General features: G+C 56.6%; 10 protein-coding genes. 3 read left to right on the top strand and 7 right to left on the bottom strand.

Annotated elements, in window-relative coordinates; translation table 11 throughout:
- The first annotated feature begins 106 nt into the window (after window positions 1-106).
- Window positions 107-2,080: a zinc-dependent alcohol dehydrogenase gene (locus tag JMJ04_RS10445; protein WP_201370448.1), complete on the top strand. Its 1,974-nt coding sequence runs from the start codon at window positions 107-109 to the stop codon at window positions 2,078-2,080.
- 147 nt (window positions 2,081-2,227) lie between these two features.
- Window positions 2,228-4,051 carry a glycoside hydrolase family 3 N-terminal domain-containing protein gene (locus tag JMJ04_RS10440; RefSeq protein ID WP_201370447.1) on the top strand — a complete coding sequence of 608 codons (1,824 nt, stop codon included), beginning with the start codon at window positions 2,228-2,230 and terminating at the stop codon, window positions 4,049-4,051.
- A 65-nt stretch (window positions 4,052-4,116) separates the two neighbouring features.
- Here JMJ04_RS10440 and JMJ04_RS10435 read toward each other — a convergent pair whose 3' ends face one another.
- The 7 genes from JMJ04_RS10435 to JMJ04_RS10405 all read right to left on the bottom strand — a co-directional run bounded on the left by JMJ04_RS10435 (window position 4,117) and on the right by JMJ04_RS10405 (window position 9,782).
- Window positions 4,117-4,509, bottom strand: a complete 393-nt coding sequence (locus tag JMJ04_RS10435; protein ID WP_201370446.1) for a MerR family transcriptional regulator — start codon at window positions 4,507-4,509, stop codon at window positions 4,117-4,119.
- A gap of 24 nt (window positions 4,510-4,533) precedes the next feature.
- Window positions 4,534-5,547, bottom strand: coding sequence for a DnaJ C-terminal domain-containing protein (locus tag JMJ04_RS10430; protein WP_201370445.1), 1,014 nt, complete (start codon window positions 5,545-5,547; stop codon window positions 4,534-4,536).
- Window positions 5,548-5,730: 183 nt separating this feature from the next.
- Entirely contained in the window at window positions 5,731-6,297 is a 567-nt protein-coding gene (locus JMJ04_RS10425; protein WP_201370444.1) for a nucleotide exchange factor GrpE, read from the bottom strand.
- Window positions 6,298-6,531: 234 nt separating this feature from the next.
- Window positions 6,532-7,440, bottom strand: a complete 909-nt coding sequence (locus JMJ04_RS10420; RefSeq protein WP_201370443.1) for a segregation and condensation protein A — start codon at window positions 7,438-7,440, stop codon at window positions 6,532-6,534.
- Between the two features lie 6 nt (window positions 7,441-7,446).
- The gene (locus JMJ04_RS10415; RefSeq protein WP_201370442.1) at window positions 7,447-7,974 is read right to left on the bottom strand and encodes a hypothetical protein; all 528 of its coding nucleotides are present in this window, start codon (window positions 7,972-7,974) and stop codon (window positions 7,447-7,449) included.
- 120 nt (window positions 7,975-8,094) lie between these two features.
- Complete coding sequence (locus tag JMJ04_RS10410; protein WP_201370441.1) at window positions 8,095-8,832, bottom strand: site-2 protease family protein; 738 nt, start codon at window positions 8,830-8,832, stop codon at window positions 8,095-8,097.
- Window positions 8,829-9,782 carry an MBL fold metallo-hydrolase gene (locus JMJ04_RS10405; protein WP_201370440.1) on the bottom strand — a complete coding sequence of 318 codons (954 nt, stop codon included), beginning with the start codon at window positions 9,780-9,782 and terminating at the stop codon, window positions 8,829-8,831. The genes JMJ04_RS10410 and JMJ04_RS10405 overlap by 4 nt, the downstream gene beginning before the upstream one ends.
- 244 nt (window positions 9,783-10,026) lie before the next feature.
- Between JMJ04_RS10405 and JMJ04_RS10400 the strand changes: the two genes are divergently transcribed.
- Window positions 10,027-11,385, top strand: a complete 1,359-nt coding sequence (locus JMJ04_RS10400; protein WP_201370439.1) for a DUF4097 family beta strand repeat-containing protein — start codon at window positions 10,027-10,029, stop codon at window positions 11,383-11,385.
- The last annotated feature ends 195 nt before the right edge of the window (window positions 11,386-11,580 follow it).

Genomic DNA, 11,580 nt, shown 5'->3' with positions numbered 1-11,580 from the left:
CTGGCAGCATGTTACACTGCCATCATTAAAAATAAGTACTGCTACTATTATTGTTAACTACAAAATTTTGTCCAAAGCGGTAGTTTCGCCAAAGAGAGACAGAAATATGTGGACCTCAACGCTTGATCTCGACCCGAAACGCGTTCTTCTCACACGAGTGCTGGGCCGCTTCTCGCGCGGCGCGTACTTCTCTTCTTATGCTCCTCTCCGTGTTGAAAACCTGCCTCGCCCTACCCTCCCCGCTGCCTCCTGGGTACGCGTCCGCAACCGACTCGCTGGTATCTGTGGTAGCGATCTGCATCTCGTGAGTGCCGACGGTGATTTGCGCGTCTCTCTGGCGGCCCTGCCCGGTCATCAACAGCACTATCCCGGGCACGAGGTCGTGGGCGAAGTCGTCGAAATTGGCGACGAGGTAACACACCTGCGCGTAGGGGACCGCGTTGTGCTCCAGCACGAGGCGAACTGCCTCTCGCAGGGAGTCCAGCCCATCTGCCGCTTCTGCGCCGAGGGCTTCTACAATTTGTGTGAACATGGCTCGCTGCCCGGCCCGCATGCCATCGGCGGCGGTTGGAGCGAGGAGATGCTCCTGCCGGAGCAAAGGCTCTACCGCGTTCCCTCCTGGATGAGCGATGAGCAGGCAGTCCTGCTAGAACCCACGGCTGTGGCCCTGCACGCGGTCCTGCGCGCCCTACCCCGCCCCGATAGCCAGGTGCTTATCATTGGCGCGGGCGTCATTGGCCTGCTGACGCTCCAGGTCTTGCGCGCACTGGCTCCTGAGGCTGAGATCAGCGTTCTGGCACGCCACCCTTTCCAGATAGAACAGGCCACACGCCTGGGTGCCAGCCACATTATTTATACCCATGATAGCTACCTCGGCGTCCAGACTGTCACAAATGCCAGGAGCTATCGGGGCTGGCTGGGCAATCATATGCTGGTCGGCGGCTATGAGACGATTTTTGATACCATTGGCAGTAACCGCACGCTCCCCCACGCCCTTCGCTGGGCCAGCGCGCGTGCAAATGTGGTTCTCGTGGGCGTCCACCTCCACCCGATGCATATCGACCTGACGCCCGTCTGGAACCAGGAAATTAAGCTCATTGGTACTATGAGCCATGGACAGGAGCACTGGCCGCAGCGCAGCGGGCGCATGCACTCTACCTTCGAGGTCGTCGCTGATATGATGCGCGAGCAACGTATCGCGCCCGAGCAGTTCCTGACCCATCGCTTCGCGCTGACCGACTATCGCCAGGCGCTCGAAACCGCCATGGGCAAGGACAAGAGCCGGGCCATCAAGGTCGTATTTGACTACTCGCTTGTCCCTCAATCCGTCGTGCCTAACGTGCGCGCCTCCGCGCGTCCAAGGCGCTCGGCTTCGCTACTCCCGCTACGCGAGAAGGTGCTCAAGACCAGCCCTGCCACGACACCGAACATAGAGCCTGTCACGCCAGCGACCCCGGCGCCCGAGGAGGAGTCAACTGCTAAGTTTGTAGCTCCCGCCCCTCCTGCTACCTCCGGCATCGAGAAGACGGATGCGATGCCCAACCCCAGGCATAAAGCCAGAGAAGAGGCCAGGGCTCAAGCCAGCGAGACGCATGTCAAGGAGCAGAAAAGCGAGCCTCTCCTGGATATTCCCTCGACGTCAGACTTGCCATCACTCCCCGCGAATGTTGAGGGCGAACTAGTGCCAGCAATATCCGCTAGCGACGCCGAGGTTCAACCCGGCGAGTCACCAGTGCTAGAAACGCCTGGCAAGCCAGAGGCCCTCTCAGTTGAGCCTCTACCAGCCACACCGGAACAGCAGGCCGAGGAGCTGCCAATCGACTTCTCCGCTGAGGCCGAGGAGCCAGTCGAGGCAGAAGTGACACCCATCGTCATACCCGAGCAGCCTGAGGAACCATTCGAGCCAATGCTTGACGCGCCTGCTGAGCAGTCCGATGAGTCGGCACTCCAACCTGAAGAAGAGATGCCAGCGACTGAAGGCAGCGCCCAGGAGTCAGACAGCCAGGAGCAGTCAGTTATGCCCCCTCCAGCCATTGAACAGGAGCGACCTTCGCGGACACGTAATCGTCGCAAGAAGTAGACTGTTTGTAGGGTCCATGCTGGCATGGACTCGCCCGGCCCGCAGGCCGGCCCCCTGACGCTAGGGAGGTCGCTTCGCTCGCAGTCCATGCCAGCATGGACCCTACAAATTAGAGAAGAGAAATCATTAATTTCCGGGGAAAACTGCATGTCAACCGATAAACAGGAGCCTCGCCTGGATACGACCGAGGGACATTCCCCGGCAACGCCCGGCTCGCAATCGCATAGCACCCCTACCACCCTCCCTGACGGGTCTATCCCTGCTCCTAAACAGGAAAGCCCCCTCCAGGAGGAGGACAACACACCTACCCAACCACGTCTGCGCACCCAGCGGAAACAGACCACAGGCAAACGAGGCAAGATAGAGCCACCAGCCGTCTCGCCAGGTTCACAGGTCTGGATCGATAACCAGCTCCCCACAGGCCTGCTGGACGAGGATGAGGCCCCGCCCTCGCGCTGGTTTAAGCTCTCCCGCCCTATGCCCGCACTTAAATATAAGCAGGAGCAGGACAGCGACAAATTGCCTGCGACGCCGGAGAAGAATGTCGCGCCAACCTCCCCACAGCCCGAGGAAACGCTGGCTCCCGCGCCTATGCCGATATTAGGCGGGCTAGAGCTACCACCACCCGACCGTACACCCTTGGCTATCCCGAAAAAACTGGAGGTCACGCCTCAAGTCTTTGCTAAACGCCCTCAGGGACACAGTTGGCCACAACACTTGCGCCTGCTGATCTCTGTCATACTGCTGGCTCTCATCGTGTTGACTGGCGGCTCCTTTACGCTTATGCGTTTACTGGCTGGTAGCACGGCAAATCCACTGGACACCACCAACGATCCCAATACCTTTGCGCAGACCTCGCTCAATGCGCAGCAAATAGATGAGCTACATCATCTCTCGACACGTATGAGCGCTAAGCAACTGGCTGGTCTCTATGTTGCCCGCATGTCGCTGGATGAGGAGATCGGACAGGTTATCATGGTCGAGTACGATGACACCTACTACTCCGACGATCTGAACCGCATGCTCACCGAGCTGCACGCCGGGGGCGTCATCATGTATGAGTTTCAGATGCAGACCGCGGCTCAGACCAAAGGTGATATTAGCAGCATGCAGCAACACGCAAAGCTCCCGCTGCTCATCTCCACCGATGAGGAAGGTGGCATCGTTCACCGACTCACCAACATCTATCCACCACGCCCCTCGGCGCTGGATATCTATAATACTGGCGATCCACAGGTCGCGGCGCAGCAGGGGCATAAAGTTGCGCAAGACCTTCTCGCGCTGGGCATCAATACCAATCTCGCTCCTAGCGTGGATGTGGCCCTGGTCCAGGGTCCCGGCCAGGCCACACGCACCTTTGGCTATACTGCGGACTCAGTGATCAATTTCGCTGGCCCCTATATCAAGTCTATGCAGCAAGATGGTGTTATCGCCTGCATCAAGCATTTTCCCGGTATAGGCGCCGCCGAGATTGATCCTCATAAAGGCCTGCCTGTGGTAAATCGCACCAAAGAGCAGCTCTACCAGACGGAGCTTGCTCCCTTTAAGCATTTCATCCAGACTAAGGATAAGCTGGAGAATCCTGGCTTGGTTATGCCAACAGATATCCTGATGCCCGCCATCGACCCAATCTATCCCGCAGAACTTTCGCACACCTTCATGACTGATATCCTGCGTAAAGAGCTTGGCTATGATGGTATGACGCTAACGGACGCGCTCTACATGCAGGGGGTTACCATCAACGGCCAGCCCATCAGCATGGCCCAGGCGGGTGTGATGGCCCTCCAGGCAGGCAACGACATGCTGCTTGGCCCCACCGGCTACGTCCAAACCCTGGACATGGTCAATGCCATCAAAGCCGCCCTCCAGGATGGCACGCTCTCCAGGGCGCGCCTGGATGAGGCCGCCACACGCGTGATCGCACTCAAGATGCAACGTCACCTGATGCCCGCCGTCCCACCCCAAAATTAAAAAAAGAGCGAGAGAGAGGTGAAAGTGGAAATGCCGCCTTCACCTCTCTCTCGCTCTTTTTTACACTACTTATCTTCCTCGGGAGAGAAGACATCGGGCGCGCCTTGTAGCCGCTCGATGATCTCTTTGAGGCGCCGGGTCTCATTGGTGTGCTGGATACGCATCTCCTCTAGCTGGTGCTTCATCTCTTCCTGCATCTGCTCCATATGATCTTTCATACGCAGGATGGCCTCGACGCCTGCCAGGTTTACCCCCAGGTCACGCATCAAACGCCGGATATGTAGCACACGCTCGATGTCTTTATCCGAGTAGAGCCGAGGGCTATGCGGACTCTCGCCCTTGCGCGCGGGCGCGATCAAGCCCAGGCGCTCATAGTGCCGCAGCGTCTGCTCGTGTACCTCAGCCTTTTGCGCGGCAATACTGATGATATACCAGGCGCCATCACGCATCTCTGGCATGCGTACATCCCTCCTTTCAGCGGGCTATGGATGCGCTTCAACCCCACGGGCGCGCGCTAGCTGCTCAAATAGGCCACGCTCTTCTGGCGAGAGGCGCATTGGCAGCACAACCTTAGCGCGGGCGTAGAAGCTCCCTCGCCCCTCGCTTTTGAGATGTGGCATGCCCTTCCCAGCCAGGCGAAACAGACTGCCATTCTGCGTCTCGGCGGGAATCGTCAGACTCAGGCGCTTCCCATCGGGGAGCGTCACTGGCACTGATCCCCCCAGCATAGCCGTGAAGAGGTCAACATCCACATCCATATACAGGTCATCACCCTTGCGCTCATAAGCAGAGTCTAGCTTGATGCTTATGACCAGAAAGAGGTCGCCACGCGGCCCGCCACCGGCGCCAGGATGACCCTCGCCCGCCACACGGATCTTTGAGCCGTTATCTACACCGGGCGGAATTTTAACTTGCAGGCGCTTGCCCTGTCCATTCAGGCTGCCCCGGCCACCACACTTCGCGCATAGGCGTCCACCAATCTGCCCCATGCCCCTACAGGCGGAACAGGTCTCAGGGGCCTGAATGGTAAACGTACGCTGGCTACCAAGATAGGCCTCCTCAATTGTCACCTCGACGGTCTGCTCCAGGTTTTCGCCCGCGCGACTACGCATGCCCGCGGTAGAGGCTCGCCCGTTCGCGCCAGGGGGAAATCCCTGCCCGCCGCTACGACCAAAGAGTACTTCGAAGAAATCAGAGAAGCCTGAGCCGCTAGGATCATAGTTAGGATAGCTACCCGCACTCCGCCTGGCTCCCGAAAAGCCGTTAAATTGATCGCGCCAGTTTGGTCCAAGCGTATCATAGCGCTTGCGCTTATCGGGGTCAGATAAGACCTCGTAGGCTTCGTTAATCTCTTTGAACTTCGCTTCCGCCTTCTTATCACCTGGATTGACATCGGGATGATGAGTGCGCGCCAGTTTGCGAAAGGCTTTCTTGATGTCATCGGCGCTGGCAGTGCGCGATACCCCTAAAATTTTATAGTAGTCCTTATAATCCATCGGCCCAGCCTCACTCTTTTACCATGCATATACTCTGTTTGTTAGTCAAACCCTGTGCACACGGGGTTTGACTAACAATTGGTTTGACTCCTCACGCCTGCGGCGCTCGCTGGTAGGTGGTGCGGGTTGGCGGCCGCAAGCCGCCAACCCGCACCACCTACCAGACATAACGTACACGTTGTGCTAGTTATTGGCTCCGTTGTTGCCATTCTTTCCCAGGGGAACACTGACTTTGACGTGCGCGGGACGTAGCGTCTCCTCGCCGAGGGTGTAGCCTTTGCGCGTCTCCTCCAGAATCGTGCCCTCTGGCTTATCGGCGCTTTCGACCGCCTCAATGGCCTCGTGCATATAGGGGTTAAAGGGCTCGCCCACCGTGGGGACAGGGTTCAGACCCTCACCACGGAGAATCTCGTTCATCTGCCAGTGGAACATACGTAGTGTCTGCTGCAAGTTCTGCTTATCCATGCTCTCCTGGTACACAAGAGCGCGCTCCACGTTATCCATGACATCGAGCAGTTTGTGAAAGAGAGATTTCTTGTGAGCAAGAACACGCGTCTCTAACTGGCGCTCCTGGCGCTTGCGAAAATTATCCCACTCCGCGCGCTCGCGCAGATACTTATTCCAATTCTCTGTGGCCTCCTTGCGTGCCTGCTCTAGCTGGGCCTCCAGTTCGGCGACACGCGCCTCGGCACCAGAGGTTTGCTGCTCATTCTGCTGCTGGTTGGTCTGCTCCTGAAACTCTTCCTTCACAGTGTTTCAATCTCCTCATATCTATTTATCTTTACGACGATGGACGCTACATATCGCTATGCCAAAGGCGATAAACTCCTGCAAGCTATTATGCATTCGAGTATAGAACTTGAGTCGACTACTGTCAAGTTTCCTGCTAGAAGTCACATAGAGTTTTTAATGAGTTGAGAGAAAAACGAGAGGATTGGTGCGCGACTAGTCGCGCACCAATCCTCTCGTTTTTCTCTCAACTCATTAATCTTCTACGTCGTCGTGCTCAGTTGAGGACCAGCGCTCACCGCGCTCTAACACAATGGCACCGAAAAGCTCTTCCTGAGCCACATTCACGCGGCGCCACTTCCAGAGTTCAAGGACGGCGATAAAGGTGACCACAATCACGAAGCGTGAGGACTCATTTTCTAGAACCTCTTCGAGTAAGATTGTCTCGCGCTCCTGCAAGCGTTCGACAATCTCGGCGATCTGGTCGCTCACCCGTACGCGTGCGACGGGCATCAGGTGCTCGCCCTGGGCCTCTTCCTTGACCTTCATCTCCAGTAGGCGCTGAAAGGCCCGGCTGAGCGATTGAGCCTCCATACCTGTGAGCGTGGGCGGCATCCAGGCAAGCTGGGCCTCGATACCTGCTAGCAGGCTCGAACGCCCATGCGTCTGCAAACCCTCTTCCTCACGCTGCTTTAACGTCGAGGCGATTTCTTTAGCCAGCCTATACTCTAAGAGGTGATGCTGTAGCTCCTCGGCCAGGCTGCTGGCGCTCTCGGCCTCGCTATTGCCCTCCTCGCGCGGGGTCTGAGGAAGCAGGCTCTGCGATTTGATATACAGCAAACGCGCGGCAATGGAGACAAAGGCCGCCATATTCGCCAGAGGCAAAGCCTCCGACTCACACTGCGCTAAATATTCCAGATACTGATCCGTTACCGCGACCAGCGAAACGGTAGTAATCTCCATTTGCCGCTTCTCAATTAAATGCAGCAGCAGATCCAGGGGGCCTTCAAATATGGGAAGATGCACGACATAGCGTGCCTGCTCGCGCGCGCTCTGCTCTGCCGCCTCCTTCGGCGAGAGTTCCGAGGCAAGTTGCGCGTTGGCACGTGGGTCAGCCTGCTCAGCGTGTTCAGCCTTGTTAACTTTTTCAACTTTTTTTAACATGGGGGACTATGATACCTCGTCAATGCGGTATAAGATGGCGGCGGGCCCATTTGCCTGGTGATGAGTTTTGATATAGAGGACCGCGCGTTCCGAAAGGCCTGCGGCCTGGGCCAGTTCTGCTCCTACCTCCGCGTGCCACCAGGCATAGCCAAGCGTCAGCCGCCAGCGTGTTACGCGACTCTTCTCTGCATCCAGGGGAGAGACGGCGATTTTCGAGAGCAGGGCTGGGGCCAGTAATTTCCCTAGTACAATCACCGGTCGAGTCCAGAAAGGTACACGTCCTTCAGCCTTCCCCACATCATGCAAGAGTGCCGCCGCGAGCATATCCTCTTCCTGGCAACCGCTCTCCTGCAACCCCTGACACACACGTACGCTATGTCGCTGGTCTGCTGGCGTCATTGTATAAAACAACGAGAGCGCCGACTGTGGAAGCCAGCGCGTGACCTCTCGATGCTCATCCAGCGTGAGCGGCTGCACAAAACCCATCTGCTGCCGCACCTGTCCCAGCCGATAGTGAACCTTCTGTAATATCATAGTATCTTACTACCACCTCACAACTACCGGCGGCCCTTTCCAGAACCACCTTCACCAACACACCCACATAAATAATCTCGGTAGGGCTAATGTATCGCACTCCGGTATAGTCTCCCAAGGTTATAAGAAATACCATCCACCGAGATATTGGACTGGAATACCAGTAAGAGGTTGAAGCGCTATTATCGCTCCCGACCAGATATAGGGGCCTAAGTTAAAGAGGAAGAAGTCTCCTACATTCAACAGCCTCCCTACAAATGGTAAAACAAGAAAGAGAACTAAGATAATCACTGGCCCATATGGGGCAGCCCAGCGCGCAAACTTCACGGCCTGTTTGCTCGGAAGCAGCGTATACAACACCTGGTAGCCGTCCAGGGGATAGAACGGCAGAATATTAAAGAGCACCAGAGAGAAGTTCACAACCGAAAAGACGACCAGGAGCTGAACGAGACGAATAGTTATTGGGTTGTTAATGTAGAGCGCAATGCTTGTAGTCTCCAGTATACGCACCAGCAAAGCGCTTACAATGCCCAGCCCCAGGTTCATCAGCGGGCCCGCCAGGGCGACCGTGATTACGCCACGATTGGGGCCGGTGCGCAACTTCCAGGGGTCAGGCTTCACAGCCGCCCCCCAGCCAAGCCCCATAGGTAAGGCTCCAGGCTGAAACGCCATAAAAATGCACATGATCAATCCAAGCGGCTCAATATGCGCACGCAGACGGAGAGATTGGCGTCCCTCGCGACGCGGAGTCGAATCACCCAGCCAGTTCGCCACGGCGGCATGCGCCCACTCGTGCAACACAATGGCCACGAGAAATGACAGGATGATCATCAGCGCTAGAAGCACGTTTATTTTCATAACGTTTTCTCTCTTCTCTGTTCTTTCTGCGTCTCTGCCAAAAGGTCGATCTCCATCCCCTCGCAGGCGGAGCGTGTATGCGCGAATTGCGCGCGTGCCTCAGCCTCCATCAGGTCAAGCTGGTTATCGTCGTAGGTCGGCTCATGATGAAAGAGCACCAGTTCACGAACCTGCGCCAGGCGGGCCGCCTCAGTCGCCATGGCAATGGTGCTATGCCCAAAGCCATGCTTCTCCTGTTGATAATCGGTCACGGTATACTGTGCATCGTGAATCAAGAGGTCCGCCCCCTCTATAAATTGCACAAACTCGGCATCACTCCCCTCCTTCCACTCAACATCCGTCGCATACACAATACTCTTCCCCGCGTACTCGATCCGATAAATACAGGCTCCATTCTGTGGGTGACACTGCGTCAATTTCGCGACGACCCTCAATTCGCCCTCGGCTCCCGCGTTGCCCTCAGCGCTCTCCTCCAAAGCAGGGCCGCCAGCATGCCAGGTGACACATTGAGTATCATAGAGCGTGTGGAAGGTACGTTGGGAGGGAAGTTGGCGCATATCTACCGGGAAATATGGGGGCGACATAAGTGGTGTTACAAGCTGTTCTATATTCTGGCCCGCCAGGTCCGGGCCGAAGAGATGTAACTTCGTACGAGCCTCGAAGAGAGGAGCAAAGAATGGAAAACCCACGAGGTGGTCTCCATGCCCATGAGTGATAAACAACGCCAGGTCCAGGCTCTCCTGCTTCGTCGTATCCTGAGCCAGGCGCCTCATCAACGCGTCGCCCAGGCGAATAATGCCGCTGCCAGCGTCGAAAATCAGGGTATGCTCGCCCGCCTGCACCTCAATACAGGAGGTATTGCCACCATGACGGAGCGTATGTGCTCCCGGCGTTGGATAGCTGCCACGTACACCCCAAAAGCGTACTAGCAAACGCTGCTTACCAGCCATCTTAAAATTGCTCCTACTCGCAGCTTAACGTATGAGATAATCTTCCCTATTATAACGTGCAGTCAGGGGATTGAAAAGGTTTTGTGATATGGACGATGGATGTGGCTGGTGGGCAAAACCCACCAGCCACATCCATCGTCCATATCCTTATGACACGAAAAAGGGATATAAAATTGCTGCAAATTCGGCCTGCGTAACGTATGATAGGTGTAGCATATATACGACAGGGAAAGCGAGAGAGAGTATGGACCAGGGAACCCCACGCGGCAATCAGGAACAGTATCCCGATGGGCGTAACAGGCGCAGAGCACAGGACCAGGGACGCTACTACACCAACCGCCAACGGCCCTATATACAGCGCACACGGCCCATTAATGACGAGGATTATCTTGAAGAAGAGCTGCCAGTTGAAGAGTATGACGCATATGACGCGTGGGAAGACTCAGTAAACGCTGGCGAGGCCGACGAGGAGACCTATCCTGAGTACATTCCCCGGCGCAGGCGCTCCAGCGCGTATTCCTCTACACCTCCACGCCGCTCGCCTGGCCCCAGAGAACCAGCTCGCGCGCGCCCGGTGGCACGCAAGCGTCCCCGCCGCCGCAAGAGTTCTCTCCCCTCAATGCTCCTTGGCTGTGGGCTGGGGATGCTTGTGGCCGTGGGTCTCGCCATCGCGGTGGTGCTCTACTTCGTCGTCCCTTCCCTCAAAAACGGTGGCACGCCCGTCAATCCCTTTAATCCACTACACCAGTATACTAAAGAAGAGAGCGTGACCACGCCTATCACCTCGCTGGGCACAGTTGAGGTCTGCACTAAAATTGGCAATGTCGCGCTGCTCGTCGATCCTAGCAGCGCCACCACGACTATCACCAGCAAGAAGATGGTCCAGGCCACCTCACAGGGCGATGCGCAACAGAAGTTCGCCCAGATGAAGGTTGAGATCCAGCCGCCTGCAACCGTAACCCAGCCTCTGACCTGTACCCGTCTGCCTAATCCCACCAATCAGCAGGGCACCACAGCCAGCGGTGAGGCACTGATTGTCAACGTGGTCTTTCCCACTACTGGAGGACTGGCACAGGACACGACGGCCTCGACCGATATTACCATTCATATCCCGCCCGGTATTCTCCCTCAGACGCCCTCGCTCCAGATAGGAGTCGAGGCGCCCGTAGGCAACATCACTGTTCAGGGCTTAAGTGGTGTATATAGCCTTCACGGTAATACAGGAGCCATCAAGGTGACCCAGGCCATCCTCGCCTCCGGCTCGCGCCTCGAAACGGGCCAGAAGGGCGTGACCTTCAATGGCCTGCTCCTGATTCCCCCCACGGCGACCGCCACTGCTCCTGCGCGCTACTACATTCGTAGCGAGCAGGGCAATGTCGATGTAACCCTTCCCGCCAACCTGAACATTCAGGTCAACCTCACCACTAATATAGGCAAAATCAAAAGCGATTTCCCTATTCAGCCCCAAAAAGATCCCAAAGACGAGAACTCCATGAGCTATAACGGCCCACTCAATCCCCAGGCTGGCACGCCCGCGCCCGCCTCCCTCAACCTTGATGTGAGCATCGGCAACATCAACCTACACAAAGCCCCCGGCGCCTAACTTCTCGCGCCTGCGGCGCTCGCAATGGGTTAATAGTGTGTCCCCTGGACAGCCTCCGGCTGTCCAGGGGACACACTATTAACCCATATATAATTTGTGCATTGGATGGGGCAAGGTGATATCACACAAATCCATGGTCGAGAGCATGACAGATCCATCGTTCTCTATAATAAGAGAGTGGTTGCATAGGCAATG

This window comes from Ktedonobacter robiniae, assembly GCF_016587375.1.
Classification (GTDB): domain Bacteria; phylum Chloroflexota; class Ktedonobacteria; order Ktedonobacterales; family Ktedonobacteraceae; genus Ktedonobacter; species Ktedonobacter robiniae.
This window is presented reverse-complemented; position numbering and strand designations above follow the sequence as displayed.

Excerpts from the sequence above, each read along its gene's own strand:
- JMJ04_RS10400 (WP_201370439.1), top strand. The coding sequence starts at position 10,027 with ATGGACCAGGGAACCCCACGCGGCAATCAGGAACAGTATCCCGATGGG.
- JMJ04_RS10430 (WP_201370445.1), bottom strand. The coding sequence starts at position 5,547 with ATGGATTATAAGGACTACTATAAAATTTTAGGGGTATCGCGCACTGCC.
- JMJ04_RS10420 (WP_201370443.1), bottom strand. The coding sequence starts at position 7,440 with ATGTTAAAAAAAGTTGAAAAAGTTAACAAGGCTGAACACGCTGAGCAG.
- JMJ04_RS10405 (WP_201370440.1), bottom strand. The coding sequence starts at position 9,782 with ATGGCTGGTAAGCAGCGTTTGCTAGTACGCTTTTGGGGTGTACGTGGC.
- JMJ04_RS10410 (WP_201370441.1), bottom strand. The coding sequence starts at position 8,832 with ATGAAAATAAACGTGCTTCTAGCGCTGATGATCATCCTGTCATTTCTC.
- JMJ04_RS10415 (WP_201370442.1), bottom strand. The coding sequence starts at position 7,974 with ATGATATTACAGAAGGTTCACTATCGGCTGGGACAGGTGCGGCAGCAG.
- JMJ04_RS10435 (WP_201370446.1), bottom strand. The coding sequence starts at position 4,509 with ATGCCAGAGATGCGTGATGGCGCCTGGTATATCATCAGTATTGCCGCG.
- JMJ04_RS10445 (WP_201370448.1), top strand. The coding sequence starts at position 107 with ATGTGGACCTCAACGCTTGATCTCGACCCGAAACGCGTTCTTCTCACA.
- JMJ04_RS10440 (WP_201370447.1), top strand. The coding sequence starts at position 2,228 with ATGTCAACCGATAAACAGGAGCCTCGCCTGGATACGACCGAGGGACAT.